The organism is Streptomyces sp. NPDC048290, assembly GCF_040652095.1.
Lineage (GTDB): Bacteria > Actinomycetota > Actinomycetes > Streptomycetales > Streptomycetaceae > Streptomyces.
Map to the genome: position 1 here is coordinate 399636 of NZ_JBEZLM010000004.1, position 24537 is coordinate 424172.

19 protein-coding genes are annotated in these 24537 nt (G+C 70.7%); 17 read left to right on the forward strand and 2 right to left on the reverse strand.

Annotated elements, in window-relative coordinates:
* Positions 1-252: 252 nt before the first annotated feature.
* The 15 genes from AB0D49_RS09155 to recQ all read left to right on the forward strand — a co-directional run bounded on the left by AB0D49_RS09155 (position 253) and on the right by recQ (position 18647).
* Positions 253-612 carry an NADH-quinone oxidoreductase subunit A gene (locus AB0D49_RS09155; RefSeq protein ID WP_007383963.1) on the forward strand — a complete coding sequence of 120 codons (360 nt, stop codon included), beginning with the start codon at positions 253-255 and terminating at the stop codon, positions 610-612.
* 13 nt (positions 613-625) lie between these two features.
* Positions 626-1180: an NADH-quinone oxidoreductase subunit B family protein gene (locus AB0D49_RS09160; RefSeq protein WP_362753241.1), complete on the forward strand. Its 555-nt coding sequence runs from the start codon at positions 626-628 to the stop codon at positions 1178-1180.
* Entirely contained in the window at positions 1177-1956 is a 780-nt protein-coding gene (locus AB0D49_RS09165) for an NADH-quinone oxidoreductase subunit C (protein WP_362753244.1), read from the forward strand. The genes AB0D49_RS09160 and AB0D49_RS09165 overlap by 4 nt, the downstream gene beginning before the upstream one ends.
* Complete coding sequence (locus AB0D49_RS09170; protein WP_362753247.1) at positions 1953-3275, forward strand: NADH-quinone oxidoreductase subunit D; 1323 nt, start codon at positions 1953-1955, stop codon at positions 3273-3275. Before AB0D49_RS09165 ends, AB0D49_RS09170 begins: the two co-directional genes overlap by 4 nt.
* Complete coding sequence (gene nuoE / locus AB0D49_RS09175) at positions 3272-4156, forward strand: NADH-quinone oxidoreductase subunit NuoE (RefSeq protein WP_362753250.1); 885 nt, start codon at positions 3272-3274, stop codon at positions 4154-4156. Before AB0D49_RS09170 ends, nuoE begins: the two co-directional genes overlap by 4 nt.
* Positions 4153-5502 carry an NADH-quinone oxidoreductase subunit NuoF gene (nuoF, locus tag AB0D49_RS09180; RefSeq protein ID WP_362753253.1) on the forward strand — a complete coding sequence of 450 codons (1350 nt, stop codon included), beginning with the start codon at positions 4153-4155 and terminating at the stop codon, positions 5500-5502. The genes nuoE and nuoF overlap by 4 nt, the downstream gene beginning before the upstream one ends.
* Positions 5499-8003, forward strand: coding sequence for an NADH-quinone oxidoreductase subunit G (locus AB0D49_RS09185; RefSeq protein ID WP_362753256.1), 2505 nt, complete (start codon positions 5499-5501; stop codon positions 8001-8003). The genes nuoF and AB0D49_RS09185 overlap by 4 nt, the downstream gene beginning before the upstream one ends.
* Positions 8000-9370 (forward strand): NADH-quinone oxidoreductase subunit NuoH, encoded by a 1371-nt coding sequence (gene nuoH / locus AB0D49_RS09190; protein ID WP_362753259.1) that lies wholly within the window; start codon positions 8000-8002, stop codon positions 9368-9370. The genes AB0D49_RS09185 and nuoH overlap by 4 nt, the downstream gene beginning before the upstream one ends.
* On the forward strand, positions 9363-9965 hold the full coding sequence (gene nuoI, locus AB0D49_RS09195; RefSeq protein WP_362753262.1) for an NADH-quinone oxidoreductase subunit NuoI: 603 nt from the start codon (positions 9363-9365) through the stop codon (positions 9963-9965). The genes nuoH and nuoI overlap by 8 nt, the downstream gene beginning before the upstream one ends.
* Positions 9962-10804 (forward strand): NADH-quinone oxidoreductase subunit J, encoded by an 843-nt coding sequence (locus AB0D49_RS09200; RefSeq protein ID WP_362753264.1) that lies wholly within the window; start codon positions 9962-9964, stop codon positions 10802-10804. The genes nuoI and AB0D49_RS09200 overlap by 4 nt, the downstream gene beginning before the upstream one ends.
* Positions 10801-11100, forward strand: coding sequence for an NADH-quinone oxidoreductase subunit NuoK (gene nuoK / locus AB0D49_RS09205; protein WP_351837913.1), 300 nt, complete (start codon positions 10801-10803; stop codon positions 11098-11100). The genes AB0D49_RS09200 and nuoK overlap by 4 nt, the downstream gene beginning before the upstream one ends.
* 15 nt (positions 11101-11115) lie before the next feature.
* Positions 11116-13029: an NADH-quinone oxidoreductase subunit L gene (nuoL, locus tag AB0D49_RS09210; RefSeq protein ID WP_362753268.1), complete on the forward strand. Its 1914-nt coding sequence runs from the start codon at positions 11116-11118 to the stop codon at positions 13027-13029.
* Positions 13030-13034: 5 nt separating this feature from the next.
* Positions 13035-14606: an NADH-quinone oxidoreductase subunit M gene (locus AB0D49_RS09215; protein WP_362753271.1), complete on the forward strand. Its 1572-nt coding sequence runs from the start codon at positions 13035-13037 to the stop codon at positions 14604-14606.
* Positions 14603-16252: an NADH-quinone oxidoreductase subunit NuoN gene (gene nuoN, locus AB0D49_RS09220; RefSeq protein ID WP_362753274.1), complete on the forward strand. Its 1650-nt coding sequence runs from the start codon at positions 14603-14605 to the stop codon at positions 16250-16252. The genes AB0D49_RS09215 and nuoN overlap by 4 nt, the downstream gene beginning before the upstream one ends.
* A gap of 229 nt (positions 16253-16481) precedes the next feature.
* Positions 16482-18647, forward strand: coding sequence for a DNA helicase RecQ (gene recQ, locus AB0D49_RS09225; RefSeq protein ID WP_362753276.1), 2166 nt, complete (start codon positions 16482-16484; stop codon positions 18645-18647).
* A 182-nt stretch (positions 18648-18829) separates the two neighbouring features.
* On the opposite strand, the gene AB0D49_RS09230 is transcribed toward recQ, so the two are convergent.
* Entirely contained in the window at positions 18830-19768 is a 939-nt protein-coding gene (locus AB0D49_RS09230; protein ID WP_362753280.1) for a M56 family metallopeptidase, read from the reverse strand.
* Between the two features lie 291 nt (positions 19769-20059).
* Entirely contained in the window at positions 20060-21436 is a 1377-nt protein-coding gene (gene fahA, locus AB0D49_RS09235) for a fumarylacetoacetase (protein WP_362753283.1), read from the reverse strand.
* Positions 21437-21700: 264 nt separating this feature from the next.
* On the opposite strand from fahA, the gene AB0D49_RS09240 reads away from it, so the two are divergent.
* Both AB0D49_RS09240 and AB0D49_RS09245 read left to right on the forward strand, forming a co-directional pair.
* Positions 21701-23152: an ATP-grasp domain-containing protein gene (locus tag AB0D49_RS09240; protein ID WP_362753286.1), complete on the forward strand. Its 1452-nt coding sequence runs from the start codon at positions 21701-21703 to the stop codon at positions 23150-23152.
* Complete coding sequence (locus AB0D49_RS09245) at positions 23149-24369, forward strand: FAD-dependent oxidoreductase (RefSeq protein WP_362753289.1); 1221 nt, start codon at positions 23149-23151, stop codon at positions 24367-24369. Before AB0D49_RS09240 ends, AB0D49_RS09245 begins: the two co-directional genes overlap by 4 nt.
* Positions 24370-24537: the final 168 nt, after the last annotated feature.

Genomic DNA, 24537 nt, shown 5'->3' on the forward strand with positions numbered 1-24537 from the left:
CCCGTGTGAAGATCACCGCTCATCCGACTTCATGATCCTTCGTCAGGTGGTGGAGATCACAAAGCTTGTGTAATACCCCGTGTCGCAGATCACAGAGCGGCGGGCATAAGATGCGGAGCAGTTGGGCTTGTGACCTGCTTCACATGTTCTCGATCTTCGCCGGGACGAGTGGACCTCGTGGGACTGGTGGGGCGGGTGTGAGCCCATGCACCACCGCCAGCAGTCAGTGCCGACTGAGAGGAGCGAGGAGCGGTGAACGCGTATGCGCCCATCCTCGTACTGGGAGCCCTCGGGGCAGGCTTTGCGATCTTCTCCGTGGTCATGGCCACGCTGATCGGTCCGAAGCGGTACAACCGCGCCAAGCTCGAAGCGTACGAGTGCGGTATCGAGCCGACCCCCACGCCGGCCGGCGGCGGGCGCTTCCCCATCAAGTACTACCTGACGGCGATGCTCTTCATCGTCTTCGACATCGAGATCGTCTTCCTCTACCCGTGGGCCGTCACCTTCGACGCCCTGGGTGTGTTCGGGCTCGTGGAGATGCTGCTCTTCGTGCTCACCGTCTTCGTCGCCTACGCGTATGTATGGCGGCGCGGCGGCCTGGAATGGGACTGAGGGGCCTTTAGCCATGGGACTCGAAGAAAAGCTGCCGAGCGGATTCCTGCTGACCACCGTCGAGCAGGCCGCGGGCTGGGTACGCAAGTCGTCGGTCTTCCCGGCCACCTTCGGCCTGGCCTGCTGCGCCATCGAGATGATGACCACCGGCGCCGGGCGCTACGACCTGGCGCGCTTCGGCATGGAGGTCTTCCGCGGCTCACCGCGCCAGGCGGACCTGATGATCGTGGCCGGCCGGGTCAGCCAGAAGATGGCGCCGGTACTGCGGCAGGTCTACGACCAGATGCCGAACCCCAAGTGGGTCATCTCCATGGGCGTCTGCGCGTCCTCGGGCGGCATGTTCAACAACTACGCCATCGTCCAGGGCGTCGACCATGTCGTCCCGGTCGACATCTATCTCCCGGGCTGCCCGCCGCGCCCGGAGATGCTGCTGGACGCGATCCTCAAGCTCCATCACAAGATCCAGAACTCCAAGCTCGGGGTGAACGCCCAGGAGGCGGCCCGGGAGGCGGAGGAAGCGGCGCTGAAGGCCCTGCCGACGATCGAGATGAAGGGGCTGCTGCGATGAGCGACGCCAACGGCACCGGCGAGCCGTCGGACGGGGTGAACCCCGAGAAGGACCTCGCCGCCTCCAACCTCCCCGGCCAGCGCGGCGACGGCGGTGAGGAGATCCGCGTCCAGCGCGGCATGTTCGGCGCCAACAACGGCGGCGACACCTCCGGCTACGGCGGACTCGTCCGCTCCGTCCGGCTGCCCGGCGCCTCCAGCCGCCCCTACGGCGGCCCGAGCGGCACGGACACCGACGGACTCTTCGACGAGATCGCCGACGAACTGGAAGGCGCCCTGGAGGAACAGGGCCTGCTGCCCGAGAACGCGATCGAGAAGACCGTCGTCGACCGCGGCGAAGTCACCTTCCACATCGAGCGCGAACACCTGGTCCGCGTCGCCCGCACCCTGCGCGACGACCCGGCCCTGCGCTTCGAGCTGTGCACCGGCGTCAGCGGTGTCCACTACCCGCACGACACCGGCCGCGAGCTGCACGCCGTCTACCACCTGCGCTCGATCACCCACAACCGGCTGATCCGGCTGGAGGTCAGCGCCCCCGACGGCGACCCGCACATCCCGTCGCTGGTCCCGGTCTACCCGACCAACGACTGGCACGAGCGCGAGACGTACGACTTCTTCGGCATCGTCTTCGACGGTCACCCGGCCCTGACGCGGATCATGATGCCGGACGACTGGCAGGGCCACCCGCAGCGCAAGGACTACCCCCTCGGCGGCATCCCCGTCGAGTACAAGGGCGCCCAGATCCCGGCTCCGGACCAGCGGAGGTCGTACTCATGAGCACACAGCACGCCACCGGGCGCGAGACCACCGAAGGCACCGTCTACACGGTCACCGGCGGCGACTGGGACGAGGTCGTCCAGTCCGCGGCCCGCGCCGACGACGAGCGCATCGTGGTCAACATGGGCCCCCAGCACCCCTCCACCCACGGGGTGCTCCGGCTGATCCTGGAGATCGACGGCGAGACGGTCACCGAGGCCCGCTGCGGCATCGGCTACCTCCACACCGGCATCGAGAAGAACCTCGAATACCGCACGTGGACGCAGGGCACCACCTTCGTCACGCGCATGGACTACCTGACGTCGTTCTTCAACGAGACCGGCTACTGCCTGGCCGTCGAGAAGCTCCTCGGCATCGAGGACGAGATCCCCGACCGCGCCACGATCATCCGCGTCCTGCTGATGGAGCTGAACCGGCTCTCCTCCCACCTGGTGTGCATCGCCACCGGCGGCATGGAGCTGGGCGCGACCACGATCATGATCTACGGCTTCCGCGACCGCGAGATGATCCTCGACCTGTACGAGCTGATCACCGGCCTGCGGATGAACCACGCCTACATCCGCCCCGGCGGACTCGCCCAGGACCTGCCGCCCGGCGCGGTCGACCAGATCCGCGAGTTCATCAAGAAGATGCGCAAGAACCTTCCCGAGTACGACAAGCTCGCCACCGGGAACCCCATCTTCAAGGCGCGGATGCAGGACATCGGCTATCTGGACCTGGCCGGCTGCATGGCCCTCGGTGCCACCGGCCCGATCCTGCGCTCCACCGGCCTCCCGCACGACCTGCGCAAGACCCAGCCCTACTGCGGCTACGAGACCTATGACTTCGACATCCCGACCGCCGACACCTGCGACTCCTACGGCCGCTTCCTGATCCGGCTGGAGGAGATGCGCCAGTCGCTCAGGATCGTCGAGCAGTGCCTGGACCGGCTGGAGCCCGGCCCGGTCATGGTCGGCGACAAGAAGATCGCCTGGCCCGCCCAGCTCGCCCTGGGTCCCGACGGGCTCGGCAACTCCCTCGACCACATCAAGAACATCATGGGCACCTCCATGGAGGCCCTGATCCACCACTTCAAGCTGGTGACCGAGGGATTCCGGGTCCCGCCCGGCCAGGCGTACACGGCCGTCGAGTCGCCCAAGGGCGAACTCGGGGTGCATGCCGTCTCCGACGGCGGCACCCGCCCCTTCCGGGTCCACTTCCGCGACCCGTCCTTCACCAACCTTCAGGCCATGGCGGCGATGTGCGAGGGCGGCCAGGTCGCCGATGTCATCGTCGCCGTCGCGTCCATCGACCCCGTGATGGGAGGCGTCGACCGGTGACCACCTCTTCCTCGGAACGCGGCGTCAGCCTGGGCATGCCCCAACTGCCCGCGCCCGCCTACCCGGACGACGTCCGCACCCGCCTGGAGCGGGACGCGCGCGAGGTGATCGCCCGCTACCCCGACTCCCGCTCCGCCCTGCTGCCGCTGCTGCACCTCGTCCAGTCGGAGGAGGGGCATGTCACCCGCACCGGGATGCAGTTCTGCGCGGATGTGCTCGACCTGACCACGGCCGAGGTCACCGCCGTCGCCACCTTCTACACCATGTACCGGCGCCGCCCCTCCGGCGACTACCAGGTGGGCGTGTGCACCAACACGCTGTGCGCGGTGATGGGCGGCGACGCCATCTTCGAGGCGCTCCAGGAGCATCTGGCCGTCGGCAACAACGAGACCACCGACGACGGCAAGGTCACCCTGGAGCACATCGAGTGCAACGCGGCCTGCGACTTCGCGCCGGTCGTGATGGTCAACTGGGAGTTCTTCGACAACCAGACCGTGCGGAGCGCCAAGCGGCTGGTGGACGATCTGCGGGCCGGCCGTGAGGTGACCCCCACGCGCGGGGCGCCGCTGTGCACCTTCAAGGAGACCGCCCGCGTCCTGGCCGGTTTCCCCGACGAGCGTGAGGGCGCCGTCGCCGGTGGCGGCAGCGCCGGACCCGCCTCCCTGACCGGGCTGCGCCTGGCCAAGGGCGAGACCGGACCGGCCCGGGTGGTCCACCCCCGCGAGGGCGGCCCCCAGGACGCCCCGCGCGATGCGGCGCCTGACGCGGCGCCTCAGGACGCCGTGCCGCCCGGCTACCTCAGCTCGCACGACGCGCCACAGGACACATCGGCGTCGGACCCCGCCCACCCGGCGGGACCCGTCGCCGAGGAGGGGGAGTGATGACCTTGGCACCCGAGCTGAAGGGCACGAGCCCGGAGAAACTGCTCGCACCCGTACTGTCCGCGTTCTGGGACGAGGACCGCTCCTGGACCCTGGACGTGTACCGGCGCCACGAGGGCTACGAGGGCCTGCGCAAGGCCCTCGCCATGACACCGGACGATCTGATCGCCTACGTCAAGGAGTCCGGTCTGCGCGGCCGGGGCGGCGCCGGATTCCCCACGGGCATGAAGTGGCAGTTCATCCCGCAGGGCGATGGAAAGCCGCACTATCTAGTTGTCAACGCCGACGAATCGGAGCCCGGGACCTGCAAGGACATCCCGCTCCTCTTCGCGAACCCGCACAGCCTCATCGAGGGCATGATCATCGCGTGTTACGCCATCAGGTCGTCGCATGCCTTCATCTATCTCCGCGGTGAAGTCGTCCCTGTGCTGCGGCGGCTGCACTCGGCGGTCGCCGAGGCATACGAGGCCGGCCTGCTCGGCGAGAACATCCTGGGCAGCGGGCTCGATCTCGACATCACCGTGCACGCGGGCGCGGGCGCGTACATCTGCGGTGAGGAGACCGCGCTGCTGGACTCGCTCGAAGGCCGCCGCGGCCAACCGCGGCTGCGTCCCCCTTTCCCTGCTGTCGCGGGCCTCTATGCCTGCCCGACTGTGGTGAATAACGTCGAATCCATCGCTTCCGTTCCCGCGATCCTGAACAAGGGCAAGGAATGGTTCAGGTCGATGGGCAGCGAGAAGTCCCCGGGCTTCACGCTGTACTCGCTCAGCGGCCATGTCGCCTCCCCCGGCCAGTACGAGGGCCCCCTCGGCATCACCCTGCGCCAGCTGCTGGAGATGAGCGGCGGGATGCGCCCCGGCCACCGGCTGAAGTTCTGGACGCCGGGCGGCTCCTCCACCCCGATGTTCACCGACGCCCACCTCGACGTCCCGCTCGACTACGAGGGCGTGGGCGCCGCGGGCTCCATGCTCGGCACCAAGGCGCTCCAGTGCTTCGACGAGACGACCTGCGTGGTGCGGGCCGTCACCCGCTGGACCGAGTTCTACGCCCATGAGTCCTGCGGCAAGTGCACCCCTTGCCGCGAAGGCACCTACTGGCTCGTCCAGTTGCTCCGTGACATCGAGGCGGGCAAGGGCGCCATGGCCGACCTCGACAAGCTCAACGACATCGCCGACAACATCAACGGCAAGTCCTTCTGCGCCCTCGGCGACGGCGCCGCGGCGCCGATCTTCTCCTCGTTGCAGTACTTCCGCGAGGAGTACGAGCAGCACATCACCGGCCGGGGCTGCCCCTTCGACCCGGCCAAGTCGACAGCCTGGGCGGACCGCCCGGAGGTGAACGCATGACCGTGACCACCAGCGCCCCCACCGGCGGGGGAGAGGCGGCGGTCCCGCCGGAGGATCTCGTCTCGCTGACCATCGACGGCGCCGAGATCAGCGTGCCCAAGGGCACCCTGGTCATCCGCGCCGCCGAGCAGCTCGGCATCGAGATCCCCCGGTTCTGCGACCATCCGCTGCTCGCCCCGGTCGGCGCCTGCCGCCAGTGCATCGTGGAGGTCGAGGGCCAGCGCAAGCCGATGGCGTCCTGCACCATCACCTGCACCGACGGGATGGTCGTCAGGACCCAGCTGTCCTCCCCGGTCGCGGAGAAGGCCCAGCAGGGTGTGATGGAGCTGCTGCTCATCAACCACCCGCTGGACTGCCCGGTCTGCGACAAGGGCGGCGAGTGCCCGCTCCAGAACCAGGCCGTCTCGCACGGCCAGTCCGACTCCCGCTTCGAGGGCAAGAAGCGGACCTTCGAGAAGCCGGTGCCGATCTCCACCCAGGTGCTGCTGGACCGCGAGCGCTGTGTGCTGTGCGCCCGCTGCACCCGCTTCTCCAACCAGATCGCCGGCGACCCCATGATCGAACTCCTGGAGCGCGGGGCGCTCCAGCAGGTCGGCACCGGCGAGGGCGACCCCTTCGAGTCGTACTTCTCCGGCAACACCATCCAGATCTGCCCGGTCGGCGCGCTCACCTCGGCCGCCTACCGGTTCCGCTCCCGCCCCTTCGACCTGGTCTCCTCGCCCAGCGTCTGCGAGCACTGCGCGGGCGGCTGCGCGACCCGCACCGACCACCGGCGCGGCAAGGTCATGCGGCGGCTCGCCGCCAACGACCCCCAGGTGAACGAGGAGTGGGTCTGCGACAAGGGCCGCTTCGCGTTCCGCTACGCCCAGCAGCGCGACCGGCTGGACACGCCCCTGGTGCGCAACGCCGAGGGCGACCTCGAACCGGCGTCCTGGCCGGAGGCGCTCCAGATCGCCGCCCAGGGGCTGCTCGCCTCACGCGGCCGGACCGGTGTCCTCACCGGCGGACGGCTGACCGTGGAGGACGCCTACGCGTACAGCAAGTTCACGCGGGTCGCGCTCGACACCAACGACATCGACTTCCGCGCCCGCGTGCACAGCGGTGAGGAGGCCGACTTCCTCGCCGCCCGGGTCGCGGGCCGCGGCCGGGACCTCGACGGTACGGGCGTCACGTACGCCCTGCTGGAGAAGGCCCCGGCGGTGCTGCTGGCCGGGTTCGAGTCCGAGGAGGAGGCGCCCGGCGTCTTCCTCCGGCTGCGCAAGGCGTGGCGGGCCCATGGGCAGCGGGTGTTCTCGCTGGCCACCCATGCCACCCGCGGACTGGAGAAGGCGGGCGGCACCCTGCTGCCCGCCGCGCCCGGCACCGAGACCGAGTGGCTGGACGCCCTGGCCGGCGGGGTCGGCCTGGAGGCGCCCGGTGAGCGGGCCGCCGAGGCGCTGCGCGCCGAGGGCGCGGTCATCGTCGTGGGCGAGCGGCTGGCGGCCGTGGCCGGTGGGCTGACGGCCGCCGTACGGGCCGCCGCGGCGACCGGGGCGCGGCTGGTGTGGATTCCGCGGCGGGCCGGGGAGCGCGGGGCCGTCGAGGCCGGTGCGCTGCCGTCGCTGCTGCCGGGCGGGCGCCCGGCGACCGACCCGCGCGCGCGGGAGGAGGTCGCGGCCGTCTGGGGCGTGGCCGACCTTCCGCACCGCTACGGGCGGGACACCGGGCAGATCGTGGAGGCCGCCGTCTCCGGTGAACTCCAGGCGCTGCTGGTCGCGGGCGTGGAGGTGGCCGACCTGCCGGACCCGGCCCGCGCGCGGGAGGCGCTCGACGCGGTCGGCTTCCTGGTGTCGCTGGAACTGCGGCCCAGTGAGGTGTCCCGGCACGCCGATGTGGTGCTGCCGGTCGCCGCGGTCGCCGAGAAGGCGGGCACGTTCCTCAACTGGGAGGGCCGGGTGCGGTCCTTCGAGGCCGCCCTGAAGCCCGACCAGATGACCCGTCCGCTGCCCCCGGCCGACGCGCGGGTGCTCCAGATGCTGGCCGACGCCATGGACGTCCACCTGGGCCTGCCCGACGTACGGACCACGCGCTCGGAGATCGACCGGCTCGGTCCCTGGAGCGGGTCCCGCGCGGGGGAGCCGCAGGAGAGCGGCGCCCAGGTGCCCCGTCCGGCCGCGGGCGAGGCGGTGCTCGCCGGGCACCGGCTGCTGCTCGACCAGGGCGTCCTCCAGCAGGGCGACAGCGCGCTGGCGGGCACGCGACACGCCGCACATGCGCGGGTTTCGGCCGCCACCGCCGTGGAGGCGGGCGTCGCCGACGGTGATCCGCTGCTGGTGACCGGCCCCGCCGGGACCGTCGAACTGCCGCTGAAGGTCACCGAGATGCCCGACCGCGTGGTCTGGCTCCCGCTGAACTCCACCGGCGGCGGGGTCGCCTCCGACACCGGCGCCCTGCCCGGCTCCCTCGTCCGTATCGGCCCGGCGGCCCCCGCCGATGAGGCCCCCAAGGAGGTGGAGGCATGAGCGGCGCGTACTTCCTCGCCGCCGAGGACCTCTCGCTCTTCGGCCGTGACCCGTGGTGGCTGGTGGCCATCAAGGCGGTCTTCTGCTTCGCCTTCCTGATGGTGACCGTGCTGTTCTCCATCGTCTGGGAGCGCAAGGTCGTCGCCTGGATGCAGCTGCGCATCGGGCCCAACCGGCACGGCCCCTGGGGCATGCTCCAGTCGCTGGCCGACGGCATCAAGCTGATGCTGAAGGAAGACCTGATCGTCAAGCGCGCGGACAAGGCGGTCTACATCCTCGCGCCGATCGTCGCCGCCATCCCGGCGTTCATGGCGATCGCGGTGATCCCCTTCGGCCCGGCCGGCAACGAGGTCTCGATCTTCGGCCAGCGCACCACGATGCAGCTCACCGACCTGCCGATCGCGATGCTCTACATCCTCGCGGTCGCCTCGGTCGGGATCTACGGCATCGTCCTCGCGGGCTGGAGCAGCGGCTCCACGTATCCGCTGCTGGGCGGGTTGCGCTCGGCCGCGCAGATGATCTCCTACGAGATCGCCATGGGCGCCGCCTTCGCCTCCGTCTTCCTGTACTCGGGCTCGATGTCCACCTCGGCCATCGTCGAGGCGCAGGCGGACCGCTGGTACGTGATCCTGCTGCCGGTCTCCTTCCTGATCTACATCGTCACCATGGTCGGTGAGACCAACCGGGCGCCGTTCGACATGCCCGAGTCCGAGGGCGACCTCGTGGGCGGCTTCAACACCGAGTACTCCTCCATCAAGTTCGCGATGTTCATGCTCGCCGAGTACGTGAACATGGTGACGGTCTCCGCGGTGTCCGTGACGCTGTTCCTCGGCGGCTGGCGGGCCCCCTGGCCGATCTCCACGTTCTGGGAGGGCGCGAACCACGGCTGGTGGCCGATGCTCTGGTTCGTCCTCAAGGTGCAACTGCTGCTGTTCTTCTTCATCTGGCTGCGCGGCACCCTGCCCCGGGTCCGCTACGACCAGCTGATGAAGCTCGGCTGGAAGGTGCTGATCCCGGTCTCGCTGGTCTGGCTGATGCTGGTCGCGGTCGTGCGGACGCTGCGCAACGAGAACTACGAGTTCGCCGACATCGTGCTGTACGTCGCCGGCGCGCTCGCGGTGCTGAAGCTGATCCTCGTCATCGCCGGCCTCATCCTCGACCGGGCCACACCGGCCCCCGAACCGTCCGACCAGAGCCCCGGGTTCGACCCGACGGCCGGTGGATTCCCGGTGCCACCGCTGCCCGGACAGGAGCTGCCACCGGTGCCCAGGCGCCGCCCGCGCCGCGAGCGGGAGCTGATTGTCAGTGGCGGGCCCGATACTCACAGTGACGGATCGCTGGATGGAAAGGAGGCGTCCGATGGCTGAGGAGCCCAAGGAGACCAACCCCGGTTTCCAGAACCCCGTGGCCGGCTTCGGCGTGACCTTCAAGGCCATGTTCAAGAAGCGGCTGACCGAGCAGTACCCGGAGCAGCAGAAGACCACCGCCCCCCGGTTCCACGGACGGCACCAGCTCAACCGCCATCCGGACGGACTGGAGAAGTGCGTCGGCTGCGAGCTGTGCGCCTGGGCCTGTCCCGCCGACGCCATCTATGTGGAGGGCGCCGACAACACGGACGAGGAGCGCTACTCCCCGGGCGAGCGGTACGGGCGGGTGTACCAGATCAACTACGCCCGCTGCATCCTGTGCGGTCTGTGCATCGAGGCGTGCCCCACCCGCGCGCTGACCATGACCAATGAGTTCGAGCTGGCCGACTCCAGCCGCGCCAACCTCATCTACACCAAGGAGCAGCTCCTCGCCGGTCTTGAGGAGGGCATGGTCGACTCGCCGCACGCGATCTACCCCGGCATGGACGAAGGGGACTACTACCGCGGCCTGGTCACCGAGGCCGCGCCGGGCACGGTCCAGCAGCCCGCCGTCTCGAAGGGCGAGAAGCCCGAGGACGAGGAGGTGGACGCGTGAGCGCGCAGCTCGCCGCCTACTCCACCTCCACCGGCGAGGCCGTCCAGTTCTGGGTCCTCGGCACGGTCGCGGTGATCGGCGCCCTGGGCACCGTCCTGATGAAGCGGGCCGTGCACAGCGCGCTGTGCCTGGCCGGGACCATGATCGTGCTGGCGGTGTTCTACCTCGCCAACGGGGCCTACTTCCTCGGCGTGGTGCAGATCATCGTCTACACCGGCGCCATCATGATGCTGTTCCTGTTCGTGGTGATGCTGGTCGGGGTCACGGCCGCGGACTCGCTGAAGGAGACCATCAAGGGCCAGCGCTGGCTGGCCCTGCTGTGCGGGCTCGGCTTCGGCGTGCTGCTGGCCGGCGGGATCGGCAACGCCTCGCTGAACCAGTTCGACGGTCTGGCGACGGCCAACGCGGGCGGCAACGTACAGGGCCTGGCCGCCCTCATCTTCACCAAGTACGTCTTCGCCTTCGAGATCACCGGCGCCCTGCTGATCACGGCCGCCGTCGGCGCCATGGTGCTCACCCACCGGGAGCGCATCGAGCGCGCCAAGACCCAGCGCGAGCTGGCCGAGCAGCGGGTCCGCGAAGGCAAGCACCTCCCGCCGCTGCCCGCCCCCGGCGTGTACGCCCGGCACAACGCCGTGGACATCGCCGGTCTGCTCCCCGACGGCACGCCCTCGGAGCTGACGGTCAACCGGACGCTGCGCGAGCGCGGCCAGGTCCGCGATGTGTCGGCCGAGGCCATCAGCGACCTCAAGGCGCTGGAGCAGCGCTCCGAGGAACGCCTGGAGCGGGACGAGATCGAGCCCCCGCAGTTCCAGCGGACCGAGGAGGCGTCCAAGTGAACCCGGTCAACTACCTCTACCTCGCGGCCCTGCTGTTCACGATCGGCGCCACCGGCGTACTGATCAGGCGGAACGCGATCGTGCTGTTCATGTGCGTGGAGCTGATGCTCAACGCCTGCAACCTCGCGTTCGTCGCCTTCTCCCGGATGCACGGCAATCTCGACGGGCAGGTGATCGCCTTCTTCACGATGGTCGTCGCCGCCGCCGAGGTCGTGGTCGGACTCGCGATCATCGTGTCCCTGTTCCGCGCCCGCCACTCGGCCTCGGTCGACGACGCCAGCCTGATGAAGCTGTAAGGGGTCGGAAGAATCGTGGAGAACCTGATTGCGCTGCTGATCGCGGCGCCTTTGCTAGGAGCTGCCGTACTGCTGTGCGGTGGCCGCCGGCTCGACGCGGTCGGCCACTGGATCGGCACGCTGCTGTCGTTCGTCTCGTTCGTCTTCGGCGTGATCCTCTTCGCCGATCTGCTGGGCCGGGGCGCCGAGGACCGCACCCTGATCCAGCACTTGTTCACCTGGATCCCGGTCGAGAGCTTCCAGGCGGACGTCGCCTTCCGCCTCGACCAGTTGTCGATGACGTTCGTCCTGCTGATCACCGGTGTCGGCACCCTCATCCATGTGTACTCCATCGGCTACATGGAGCACGACGAGCGCCGCCGCCGCTTCTTCGGTTACCTCAACCTCTTCCTCGCGGCGATGCTGATCCTGGTCCTCGCCGACAACTATCTGCTGCTGTACGTCGGCTGGGAGGGCGTCGGTCTCGCCTCCTATCTGCTGATCGGCTTCTGGCAGCACAAGCCCAGCGCAGCCACGGCCGCCAAGAAGGCGTTCCTGGTCAACCGGGTCGGCGACATGGGCCTGGCGATCGCGATCTTCCTGATGTTCACGACGTTCGGCACGTTCGCCTTCGGCCCGCTGCTCGGCGGCCACGAGGAGCCCGCCCTGCTCGGCGGGGCCAGCGAGGCGGTGCTCACCGGCATCGGTCTGATGCTGCTGCTCGCCGCGTGCGGCAAGTCGGCCCAGGTGCCGCTCCAGTCCTGGCTCGGGGACGCGATGGAGGGCCCGACCCCGGTCTCGGCCCTGATCCACGCCGCGACCATGGTCACCGCGGGCGTCTACCTCATCGTCCGCTCCGGCGCGATCTTCAACGCGGCGCCGGACGCGCAGCTGGTGGTCACCATCGTCGGCACGGTCACGCTGCTGTTCGGTGCGATCGTCGGTTGCGCCAAGGACGACATCAAGAAGGCCCTGGCCGGGTCCACGATGTCGCAGATCGGCTACATGATCCTCGCCGCCGGGCTCGGCCCCATCGGCTATGTCTTCGCGATCATGCACCTGGTGACACACGGCTTCTTCAAGGCGGGCCTGTTCCTCGGCGCCGGTTCGGTCATGCACGGCATGAACGACGAGGTCGACATGCGCAAGTACGGCGGCCTGCGGAAGTACATGCCGATCACGTTCGTCACGTTCGGGCTCGGCTATCTGGCGATCATCGGGTTCCCCGGTCTGTCCGGCTTCTTTTCCAAGGACAAGATCATCGAGGCGGCGTTCGCCAAGGGCGGCACCGAGGGCTGGATCCTCGGCGGCGCGGCCCTGCTCGGCGCGGCCATCACCGCGTTCTACATGACCCGCGTGATGCTGATGACGTTCTTCGGCGAGAAGCGCTGGCAGCCCGACGCGAACGGCAACGAGCCGCATCCCCACGAGTCCCCGAAGTCCATGACGATCCCCATGATCGTGCTGGCCGTCGGCTCGGTCGCGGGCGGTGCCTTCTTCAGCATCGGCGACCGGTTCGTGCACTGGCTGGAGCCCATCACCGGCCATGACCACGGACACCCGCCGGTCAGCGCCACCACCGTCACCCTGTCCACCGTCGCCGTCATGGTGATCGGCGTGGCCATCGCCTGGGCCCAGTACGGGCGCCGCCCGGTCCCGGTCGTCGCCCCGCGCGGCTCGCTGCTCACCCGCGCGGCCCGCCGCGACCTCCTCCAGGACGACTTCAACCATGTCGTGCTGGTCCGCGGCGGCGAACACCTCACACGCTCCCTGGTGTACGTCGACCACAGCCTGGTCGACGGAGTCGTCAACGGCACGGCGGCCTCGGTCGGCGGCCTCTCCGGACGGCTGCGCAAGCTCCAGAACGGCTACGCGCGGTCGTACGCGGTCTCGATGTTCGGCGGTGTGGCGATCCTGATCGCCGCGACCCTGCTGATGAGGGCGGTCTGATACCGATGTCCTTTCCCCTGCTGACAGCGACGGCGGTGCTCCCGGCCGTCGGGGCCATCGCCACGGCCGCCGTACCGGCCGCGAAACGCACGGTCGCCAAATGGCTGGCGCTGGTGTTCTCGCTCGCCACCCTCGCGCTCGCCGTGACGATCATGGTCCGCTTCGACCCCGGCGGCGACCGCTACCAGCTCACCGAGTCGCGCTCCTGGATCTCCGACTTCGGGGTCCGCTACGAACTGGGCGTGGACGGCATCGCGGTGGTGCTGATCGCGCTGACCGCGCTGCTGATCCCGTTCATCATCGTGGCGGGCTGGCACGACGCCGACCCGCTGGAGACCGGCAGCAGCCGCTGGCGGCCCACTCAGGGCTTCTTCGCGCTGATCCTGCTGGTCGAGGCGATGGTGATCATCTCCTTCGAGGCCACCGACGTCTTCCTGTTCTACATCTTCTTCGAAGCCATGCTGATCCCGATGTACTTCCTCATCGGCGGCTTCGGGGACCGGGCCCATGAGCACGGCGAGAAGGTGGCCGCCACCCAGCGGTCGTACGCCGCCGTGAAGTTCCTGCTCTACAACCTGGTCGGCGGGCTGATCATGCTGGCCGCGGTGATCGGTCTGTACGTGGTCGCCGGGAACTTCTCGCTCACCGAGATCGCCGCCGCGCGGGCCAGCGGCGAACTGACCATGGCGACCAACACCGAACGGTGGCTGTTCCTCGGCTTCTTCTTCGCCTTCGCGGTGAAGGCGCCGCTGTGGCCGCTGCACACCTGGCTGCCCAACGCGATGGGCGAGTCCACCGCGCCGGTCGCCGTCCTGATCACCGCGGTGGTCGACAAGGTCGGCACCTTCGCGATGCTCCGCTTCTGCCTCGGCCTGTTCCCGGAGGCGTCCCAGTGGGCCACTCCGGTGATCCTGGTCCTCGCCCTGATCAGCATCATCTACGGGGCGCTGCTCGCCGTCGGCCAGCGGGACATGAAGCGGCTGGTGGCGTACGCGTCGATCTCCCACTTCGGCTTCATCGTCATGGGCATCTTCGCGATGACCAGCCAGGGCCAGTCCGGCGCCACGCTCTACATGGTCAACCACGGGATCTCCACGGCCGCGCTGATGCTGGTGGCCGGGTTCCTGATCTCGCGGCGCGGCTCGCGGCTCATCGCGGACTACGGCGGGGTGCAGAAGGTCGCCCCGGTGCTCGCCGGGACGTTCCTCATCGGCGGTCTGGCGACGCTCTCGCTGCCCGGACTCGCCCCGTTCGTCAGTGAGTTCCTGGTCCTGGTCGGCACGTTCTCCCGGTACCCGGTGATCGGCATCATCGCCACCTTCGGCATCGTGCTCGCCGCGCTCTACACGCTGGTGCTCTACCAGCGGACGATGACGGGCCCGGTCAAGCCCGAGGTCGCCACGATGCCCGACCTCAGGGTGCGGGAACTCGTCGTCGTCGCCCCGCTGATCGCGTTGCTGATCGTGCTGGGCGTCTATCCGAAGCCGGTCGCCGACATCGTCAACCCGGCGGTCGAGCAGACCATGTCCGACGTGCAGAAGCAGGACCCCCAGCCCGAGGTGGAGGCGGCAAGGTGAGTGCGGCAGCCGTCCACAGCCTGTGGACAACCGCGGCGACCCCGATCTCGAAGATCGAAGCGCCGAAGATCGAGTACGCCCAGCTCTCGCCCATCCTGATCGTCGTCGGCGCGGCGATCCTCGGGGTGCTGATCGAGGCGGTCGTACCGCGCAAGTCCCGGTATCACGTCCAGACGTTCGTCGCAGCCGTCGCGCTCGCCGCCGCCTTCGCCGGGGTGGTGGCGCTCGCCGCCGACGGATACGCCACCACCAAGTCCGGCATCGCCGCCATGGGCGCCATCGCCGTCGACGGACCCGCCCTGTTCCTCCAGGGCGTCATCCTGCTGTCGGCGCTGGTCGCCCTGTTCACCTTCGCCGAGCGGCGCCTCGACCCGGCCGCGCACGGCAACCGGGTCGACTCGTTCGCCGCGGAGGCGGCGGCGGTCCCCGGCAGCGAGGCCGAGAAGGACGCCGTGAAGGCCGGGTTCACCACCACCGAGGTGTACCCGCTGCTGATGTTCGCCGTCGCGGGCATGCTGCTCTTCCCGGCGGCCAACGACCTGCTGACGCTGTTCGTCGCGCTCGAGGTCTTCTCGCTGCCGCTGTACCTGATGTGCGCGCTCGCCCGCCGCAAGCGGATGATCTCGCTCGAAGCGGCCGTGAAGTACTTCCTGCTCGGCGCGTTCGCCTCCGCGTTCACCCTGTTCGGCATCGCCCTGCTCTACGGCTACGCGGGCTCCATGTCGTACGCCGTGATCGCGCAGGTCGTCGACGGCACGGTCCCGGAGGTCACCCCGGCGCTCGCCGACACCATGGACAATGACGCGCTGCTGCTGGTCGGCACCGCGCTGCTCGTCATGGGCCTGCTCTTCAAGGTCGGCGCGGTGCCCTTCCACATGTGGACGCCGGACGTCTACCAGGGCGCACCGACCCCCGTGACCGGCTTCATGGCCGCCGCCACCAAGGTCGCCGCCTTCGGCGCCCTGCTGCGTGTCCTCTACGTCGTGCTCCCCGGCCTGCGCTGGGACTGGCGGCCGGTCATGTGGGGCGTCGTGATCATCACGATGCTGGGCGGCGCCATCGTGGCGATCACCCAGACCGACATCAAGCGCCTGCTGGCGTACTCGTCGATCGCGCACGCCGGGTTCATCCTCGCCGGTGTCGTCGCGACCACCCCCGACGGCATCTCCTCGGTGCTCTTCTATCTGGCCGCGTACTCCTTCGTCACGATCGGCGCCTTCGCGGTCGTCACGCTGGTGCGGGACGCGGGCGGCGAGGCCACCCATCTGTCCAAGTGGGCGGGCCTGGGCCGGAGATCACCGCTGGTGGCGGCCGTCTTCGCGGTGTTCCTGCTGGCGTTCGCCGGTATCCCGCTGACCTCCGGGTTCGCGGGGAAGTTCGCCGTGTTCAAGGCGGCGGCGGAGGGCGGGGCCGCCCCGCTGGTCGTGGTCGGTGTGATCTCCTCGGCCATCGCCGCGTTCTTCTACATCCGGGTGATCGTGCTGATGTTCTTCAGCGAGCCGCGGCCCGAGGGCCCGACCGTCGCCGTGCCGTCGCCGCTGACCATGACGGCGATCGGGGTGGGCGTCGCGGTGACGCTGGTGCTCGGTGTGGCACCGCAGTACTTCCTGGATCTGGCGGGAACGGCCGGGGTGTTCGTGCGGTGACAGTGCCGATGCGGTGACAGTGTGTGCCCGGTGGCCGGTCCGACGGCCGTCCGGGCGTGTGGTGGGCCCCGGCTCCTCGGAGAGCCGGGGCCCCCTTCTTGTGTTGTCTTGTTCTGTCTTGTTCTGGTGGTCGGATGGCTGGAGAGGGCCTGTGGATAACTCCGGCGGTGTCAGTGCTGGGGCCTATCGTGGAGGCAGTGGTCGAAGCACGACGTACGGGGGCACGGCGATGGGCGGGACAGGCGGGATCGGTGGTATGACGGCGACAGCCGGCGGCGAGGCGTTGGAGACGCTCCGCAAGGTCTTCGGGTACGAAGCGTTCCGGGGCGAGCAGGAAGCCGTGATCGAGCATGTGGTGTCCGGCGGGGACGCCGTGGTGCTGATGCCGACCGGCGGCGGCAAGTCCCTCTGCTACCAGATCCCCTCCCTGGTCAGAGCGGGTACGGGCATTGTCGTCTCGCCGCTGATCGCGCTCATGCAGGACCAGGTGGACGCCCTGCGGGCGCTGGGGGTGAACGCCGGATTCATCAACTCCACCCAGGACTTCGACGAGCGGCGGGTGGTGGAGGCCGAGTTCCTCGCCGGGGAGCTGGACCTGCTCTATCTGGCCCCGGAGCGGCTGCGGCTGGACGCCACGCTGAATCTGCTCTCCCGCGGCAAGATCTCGGTCTTCGCCATCGACGAGGCGCACTGCGTGGCCCAGTGGGGCCATGACTTCCGGCCCGACTATCTGGCCCTGTCGGTGCTCGGCGAGCGCTGGCCCGACGTCCCCCGCATCGCGCTCACGGCCACGGCGACCCGCGCCACGCACCAGGAGATCACCCAACGGCTCGGGATGCCCGACGCCCGGCACTTCGAGGCCAGCTTCGACCGGCCCAACATCCAGTACCGGATCGTGTCCAAGGCCGACCCCAAGAAGCAGCTCCTCGCCTTCCTGCGGGACGAGCACGCGGGCGACGCGGGCATCGTCTACTGCCTGTCGCGCAACTCGGTGGAGAAGACCGCCGAGTTCCTCTCCCGCAACGGCGTCGAGGCGGTGCCGTACCACGCGGGGCTGGACGCGGGGACACGCGCGACCCACCAGTCGCGCTTCCTGCGCGAGGACGGGCTCGTGGTGGTCGCCACCATCGCCTTCGGCATGGGCATCGACAAGCCGGACGTCCGGTTCGTCGCCCATCTCGACCTGCCGAAGTCCGTGGAGGGCTACTACCAGGAGACCGGCCGCGCCGGACGCGACGGCCAGCCGTCCACGGCCTGGATGGCGTACGGGCTCAACGACGTCATCCAGCAGCGCAAGCTGATCCAGTCCGGTGAGGGCGACGAGGCGTTCCGGCGCCGCGCCCAGGCGCACCTGGACGCGATGCTCGCCCTGTGCGAGACCGCGAGCTGCCGCCGCGGACAGCTCCTCACCTACTTCGGCCAGGAGCCGGGCGCGACCGGCTGCGGCAACTGCGACACCTGTCTCACCCCGCCCGAGACCTGGGACGGCACGGTGGCGGCGCAGAAGGCGCTGTCCACGGTGGTGCGGTTGCAGCGGGAGCGCGGACAGAAGTTCGGCGCCGTGCAGATCGTGGACATCCTGCTCGGCAAGCGGACCGCCAAGGTGATCCAGTTCGACCACGACCAGCTCTCGGTGTTCGGCATCGGCCAGGACCTGGAGGAGGGGGAGTGGCGCGGGGTCGTCCGCCAGCTCCTGGCCCAGGGCCTGCTGGCGGTCGAGGGCGACTACGGCACGTTGGTGCTGACCGAGGCCAGCGGCACCGTACTGCGGCGGGAGCGGGACGTCCCGCTGCGCAAGGAGCCGAAGAAGCCGGTGGTGGCCCGGTCCGGCGGCGGGAGCGGCGGGAGCGGTGGGTCCCGCGGCGAGCGCAAGGCGAAGGCGGCGGCGGCCGAGCTGCCGGAGTCCCTGGTGCCCGCGTTCGAGGCGCTGCGCGCCTGGCGCGCCGAGCAGGCCCGGGAGCAGGGCGTCCCGGCGTATGTCATCTTCCATGACGCCACGCTGAGAGAGATCGCGACCGTGTGGCCCGGCTCCGTGCGGGAGCTGGGTGGGATCAGCGGCGTGGGCGAGAAGAAGCTCACGACGTACGGGGAGGGCGTGCTGGAGGTGCTCGGCGGGCTGGAGCGGCCCGCGGCGGCGGACGGGGCGGTGGCCGCGGCGGGGGCCGCGACGGGGGCCGCCACGGGGGCCGCGACGGGGGCCGCCACGGGGGCGGAGGCCCGGTCCGGGGCGGCGTCCGGCGTCGGGGGCGGTTCGGGCGGCGGCGGGGCTTCGCGGTCGGGGACCGGTTCCGGTGCGGGGAGCGCCTCACGGGCCGAGGGTGGTTCCGGGGGCTTCGGGGGCGACGAGCTGTGGCCCGAGGAGGACGTCGAGCCGGAGCCGGAGGAGTGGAGATAGGCGGGGGGCGAGGGTCCGTCCCTGTCGGGTGATCAGGGGCGCGTCTCGGTCGGGGCGCTGACGGGCCCGTCCCTGTCGGGGTGATCACGGCCGCGTCCCTCCGGGGCGATCAGGGGCGCGTCCCTGTCGGGGTGATCAGGGGCCCGTCCCTGTCGGGGTCGCCCGCGCTGAGCTCGGCGCGCTCAGCCCAGCGCGCTCAGCCCCGGCAGAAAGGTGATGATCAGCGGCAGCAGCGGCACCAGCGCGGCGACCGTGGTGGTCAGCGCCCGGCGTCTCCGGTTCAGCCGGGGCTTCGGCTCCAGCAGACGGTCCACGCGTTCGCCCAGCAGCCGGTGGCTGGAGGAGCAGGACAGCACACCCCGGTGCTGGTTCAGCTCGATCAGGGCGAGGGCGGTGGTCAGATGACCGCAGCGGCGCGAGGCGGTGTCGTCGGCGGCCAGCTCGACCAGCCGCCGGGTCTGGTCACAGAAGTGGGCGAACAGCGGCACCCGGGGGAAACCGGTGGCCAGCGCGGTGGACAGATGCAGCAGCCAGTCGTGGTGGGCGCGGGCATGGCCGCGCTCATGGGTGAGGACCGCGTCGAGCTGGTGGTCGGTGAGCTTGTGCAGGGCGCCGGTGGTCACCACCAGCTGGGGCGGATGGCCCGGCAGCCACCAGGCGTCCGGGTACTCGTCCTCCAGCACCAGCAGCGGGCCGCGTGAGCGGGGCAGCCCGGCGGGCAGCTCCGGGGCGCGTTCGCGCAGATGGGCGCGGGTGGTGTCGCGGCGTCGCCGGACCTCGACCAGTTCCCGGGCGAGCATGGCGGTGGTCCAGGCCGCGCCGCAGGCCAGCAGCACGGTGAGGACCACGGCCCAGACCGGAGCGGCCGACAGGTCGTAGGCGGCGGTCACGGCCGGGGGCGCCGGGGCGAAGACATGGTGGCGCACGGTCTGGAAGACGGCCGCCGCGCCCAGGGTCAGCGCGGTCAGACAGGACAGCAGGACGGTGGCGACCAGGCACTGCCACACCCAGAGTCCGACGACGGGCTCCCGCTCGGGCCACTCGGCCCGGGTCAGCGCACGGGGTGCCGGCACGGCGGCCGTCAGGCCGACGACGCTCAACAGGAGCAGGGTGACGGTCATCCCAGGGTCTCCGGATGCTGATCGGTAGGGGCGGCTCGGAAAGAAATCGGGGGGAAAGCTGGAGGAAAGGAGAGAGCGGGCGGTGCGGGTGGCGTGGGGCGGATCGGGCTGGACAGACAGAGGTACGGCGGGGTCGGACACGGCGGCGGCCGGGCGCGGGCGACGGTCCGTGCGGAGCATCACGCACAGGCCGCTCACAAACGCGCCGCCGCCCAGTATGACGGCCCCGGGGTCCCGTAGTCAGCCGTCGGAACCAGGGAAACCCGGCTCCTCCTCATGACCTCCCCGTGATCACCGCCCCTGGGCGGCCCGGTGGACCACCGTTCCCGTCACGTCCCCGAGCCCCACCCGCAGCCCGTCCGGCCCGGGTGCCCAGCCGGTGAGGGTGACCACGTCGCCGTCCTCAAGGAAGGTCCGTTCGCCGTCGGGGAGGGGCAGCGGGTCGCGGCCGTTCCAGGTCAGCTCCAGCAGGGAGCCGCGTTCCCGCTCGCCGGGTCCGCTGACCGTGCCGGAGGCGTAGAGATCGCCGGTCCGCAGGGAGGCTCCGTTCACGGTGAGGTGGGCGAGCTGCTGGGCGGCGGTCCAGTACATCGTGGCGAACGGCGGCTCGGACACGACATGGCCGTTGACCGCGACGGACAGCCGCAGGTCGTACCCGGCGGGCTCCTCGTCGCGGTCGTCGAGATAGGGGAGTGGTGGGTGGGTCCGTTCCGGCGGGGCGGTCCGGGCGTCCTCCAGCGCGTCCAGCGGAGTGATCCACGCCGATACGGAGGTGGCGAAGGACTTGCCGAGGAACGGTCCCAGCGGGACGTACTCCCAGGACTGGATGTCGCGTGCCGACCAATCGTTGAGCAGACAGAGTCCGAAGACGTGGTCGCGGAAGGCGCTCTGCGGCACCGGGTGGCCCAGCGGGCTCGGTACGCCCACCACGAAACCCACCTCCGCCTCGATGTCGAGCCGGGTGGTGGGGCCGAAGACCGGCGCCGGGTCGGCGGGGGACTTGCGCTGCCCGCAGGGGCGTACGACGTCCGTGTCCGAGACGACGACCGTGCCCGCGCGGCCGTGGTAGCCGATGGGCAGGTGCTTCCAGTTCGGGGGGAGGGAGTCGGGGGCGTCGGGGCGGAAGATCCGGCCGACGGTGCGGGCGTGGTTCTCGGAGGAGTAGAAGTCGACGTAGTCGGCGACCTCGAAGGGGAGGTGCAGCCGTACCGAGGACAGCGGGTACAGCAGCGGGGCGACGACCTCGCGGTGCGCGGGCACGGTCAGCCAGGCGGTCAGCGCCCGTCGCACGTCCGACCAGGCGGTGCGCCCGGCGGCGAGCAGCGGGCCGAGGGTGGGGCGGTCGAGCAGGGAGTCGTAGGGGGAGCCCAGGGCGCGGGCGGCGGCACCCGCGTCGAGGACGTGGTCACCGAACCGGACTCCGACGCTCCGGACGCCGGGGCTCCTGACCTCGAGGCTTTGGGCGCCGGTGCTCCGGGCGCCGGGGGTCCTGACGCCGGTGCTCCTGACTCCGGGGGGCCGCCCGCCCGGACCGGTCCCGTCCGGACCGTCATCGCCGGTCCCGTCACCCCGGTCTCCGGCGCCCCCGTCCCCGGTCAGTGAGAAGACGCCGTACGGAAGGTTGTGTACGCCGAAGAGATCGCCCTCGGGGACGTCAAACGGGGGCATGCGGTCTCCCTCACTCTCGTCGGTCTGCGGGTCGGTCGCGGGTCGGGCTGCGGATGACGGCGGTGCCGCTGGTGCTGGTGATGCCCGCTCATCGGCCACCCGTCACGTTACGTCCCTCTGCCCCCGTCCCTCATGGTCTAGAACGCCTAAAGAGTTCGGCAATGTCATGAAAACCGTCGCTCGGAGGGGGGAATTCCGGCTTAGCGTCCTTCGCGGGGGCGGACGGGACGCATCCGGTCCGCCGGGGGACGCGTGGGGGGACCCGTGGCCGAGCGCACTTTCGGTGTGCCCGTGGACGTCGACCGTGATGTCCCGGGCCTGATCGTCAAGTTCGGCGGCTACCCGCTGCACCACGGGGGCGTCGGCGCCATCCGCAGTCTGGGACGGCTGGGCGTCCCCATGTACGCGATCACCGAGGACCCGTACACGCCCGCGGCTGCCTCGCGCTATCTCACCCGGGCGTTCGTCTGGCCGACCACCGGCGCGGAGGACCCCGACCGGCTGGTCGAGGGGCTGCTGCGGATCGGCCGCCGGATCGGGCGCCCCGCCGTGCTGATCCCGACCGACGAGGAGGCGGCGGTGCTGATCGCCGAGCGCCGCGCCGATCTCGCCGGGCCCTTCCTCGCCCCGCCCGTCGCACCGGACCTGCCGCGCCGCCTGGCCAGCAAGCAGACCCTGCACGAACTCTGCGGGGAACACGGCATGGCCAGCCCGCGCACCGTCGTACCGGCGAGCTACGACGACATCGCCGCGTTCGCCGAGCACGCCGTCTTCCCGGTGGTGGCGAAGAACCGCGAGGCGTTCGTCCGGCGCCGGCGGCCCGCGGTGCCCGGGACCACCAGGATCATGAGCCGCGCGGATCTGCTGGCGCTGGCCCGCGACTGGTGCGCCCCCGATCATCAGCCGCCCGGTATGTCATATATGTCCGACCCGTCCGAGTCCCGGCCCGGTGTCCGCCGCGCCCCGCACGACGGCCGCCCGGCCGACCCCGGCACCCGGGACCCCGGTCCCGGCGGTGGCCCCGGCGGCGCCCTCGGTGGCGACCCCGGCGTCGTCCTCCAGGAGTACCTGCCCCGCGAGTCCGCCGAGGACTGGATCGTGCACGGCTATCTCGCCGCAGACGCCACCCCGCTCGCCCTGTTCACCGGTGTCAAGGTGCGGTCCTGGCCACCGCACGCAGGAATGACCGCGCACGCGTATGTCGTGGCGAATCCGGAACTTGCCGACCTCGCCGCGCGTTTTCTCCAACAGATCGGCTTCACCGGTGTCTTCGATCTCGACCTGCGCTTCGACCGCCGTGACGGACAGTACAAACTCCTCGACTTCAACCCCCGTATGGGCGCGCAGTTCCGGCTCTTCGAGAGCGGGCCGGGCGTGGATGTCGTCCGCGCGCTCCATCTCGACCTGACCGGCCGCCCGGTCCCCGGCGGAGCCCCACCCGCCGGGCGGCGGTACGTGGTGGAGAACATCGACCTCCCGGCCCTGCTCGCCTACCGCCGCAGCGGCTACACCACCCCACACGCCCCGCCACGCGCGACCGGTACGGAACTCGCCTGGCTGGCACCGGACGACCCGCTGCCGTTCGCCACGATGCTGGCCCGTCTCGTCCGCCCGGGAGCCAAGCACCTGTACCACCTGTGGCGCACCCACCGGCCCGGAGACCGCCGCCCCGGCCGCCCCCGTCGCTCCGACGCCCCGTCCTGGAGGACCCCGTGACACGTCCGGCCGCCGTCACCCGTCCGGTCGCCGTGATCGGCGCAGGCCCCTTCGGTCTGTCCACCGCCGCGCATCTGCGCGCCTACGGTCTGCCGGTCCGGGTCTTCGGCGAACCCATGGTGAGCTGGCGGGCCCGGATGCCCGCGGGCATGCTCCTCAAATCCACCCCGGCCGCCTCCAGCCTCGACGCCCCGCAGCCGGGCCACACCCTCGCCGACTACTGCGCGGCGGCCGGTCTTCCGCCGCTGGTGACGGACGAGGACATCGTGCCGGTGGAGACCTTCGTCGCGTACGGGGACTGGTTCCAGAAGCATCTGGTGCCGGGTCTGGAGCGGGTCCGGGTCTCCTCCGTGGACCCCCGTCCGCCGGGCGCCTACGAGGTGAAGCTGGACTCCGGGGAGGTGTTCACCGCCCGCGCGGTCGTCGTCGCCTCCGGCCTCAGCGGTCTCGCGCGGCTGCCGCCCGCGCTCGCGGCGGCCGTGCCCGGCGGTCCCGGTCCCGCCGCCCCCGTCTCGCACAGCTCCCAGCACCACGACCTCGGTCGCTACCGGGGCAAGGAGCTGATCGTGGTCGGCGCGGGCCAGTCCGCGCTGGAGACCGCCGTCCTCGCGGCGGAGGCGGGCGCCACGGTCCGGGTCGTCGCCCGTGGCCGGGGCGGCGTCGGCTTCGGCGAACCCCCTTGGCGCCAGCCCCGGTTCCGTCCGGACTCCCCGTTCGGCCGCGCCTGGTCGCTCCATCTGCTCAGCTACTACCCGCACCCCTACCGCCGCCTTCCGGAGGCTCTGCGCCACGAGTTGGTACGCCGGGTGCTCGGCCCGCTCGGCGCCTGGTGGCTGCGCGAGCGCTTCGAGGGGACGGTCCGGGTCACGGAGGTGGCGCGCGTCCTCGGCGCGGCGGCCGACGGCGACCGTACGAGGCTGACCGTCCGCACCCACACCGGCGCCGCCGAGCACCTCACCGCCGACCATGTCATCGCCGCGACCGGCTACCGCGTGGACCTCGCCGCGATGGACTTCCTGAGCCCGGCGCTGCGCACCGCGCTCGCGGTCAGCCGGGGCACCCCACGGCTGGGCGCCGGATTCCGCTCCTCCCTGCCGGGCCTCTACTTCACGGGGCTGCCCGCGGCCTCCTCGTACGGTCCGCTGATGCGGTTCGTGTGCGGTACGGAGTTCGCCTCGCCGCGTCTCGCGCGCCATCTCGCGGCGGCCCATCCGTGACGGCTGGTCCATTGGTGGCTCGTCCGTGGCGGCCGTCCCTGCCGCCCCATTCGTGGCGGCTCGTCCGTGGTGGCCCGTCCATGAGGCCCGTCCGTGGCGGCCCGCGGTACTCCCGATGACCTTCCGCGGCCCGACCCTGACCGCTCCCCGCCGTCCGGCGACCGCTGC

Bases quoted from the DNA above. Each gene is read 5' to 3' on its own strand.
- AB0D49_RS09160 (WP_362753241.1), top strand. From the start codon at position 626: ATGGGACTCGAAGAAAAGCTGCCGAGCGGATTCCTGCTGACCACCGTC.
- AB0D49_RS09165 (WP_362753244.1), top strand. From the start codon at position 1,177: ATGAGCGACGCCAACGGCACCGGCGAGCCGTCGGACGGGGTGAACCCC.
- AB0D49_RS09170 (WP_362753247.1), top strand. From the start codon at position 1,953: ATGAGCACACAGCACGCCACCGGGCGCGAGACCACCGAAGGCACCGTC.
- AB0D49_RS09185 (WP_362753256.1), top strand. From the start codon at position 5,499: ATGACCGTGACCACCAGCGCCCCCACCGGCGGGGGAGAGGCGGCGGTC.
- nuoH (WP_362753259.1), top strand. From the start codon at position 8,000: ATGAGCGGCGCGTACTTCCTCGCCGCCGAGGACCTCTCGCTCTTCGGC.
- nuoI (WP_362753262.1), top strand. From the start codon at position 9,363: ATGGCTGAGGAGCCCAAGGAGACCAACCCCGGTTTCCAGAACCCCGTG.
- AB0D49_RS09215 (WP_362753271.1), top strand. From the start codon at position 13,035: ATGTCCTTTCCCCTGCTGACAGCGACGGCGGTGCTCCCGGCCGTCGGG.
- recQ (WP_362753276.1), top strand. From the start codon at position 16,482: ATGGGCGGGACAGGCGGGATCGGTGGTATGACGGCGACAGCCGGCGGC.
- AB0D49_RS09230 (WP_362753280.1), bottom strand. From the start codon at position 19,768: ATGACCGTCACCCTGCTCCTGTTGAGCGTCGTCGGCCTGACGGCCGCC.
- fahA (WP_362753283.1), bottom strand. From the start codon at position 21,436: ATGCCCCCGTTTGACGTCCCCGAGGGCGATCTCTTCGGCGTACACAAC.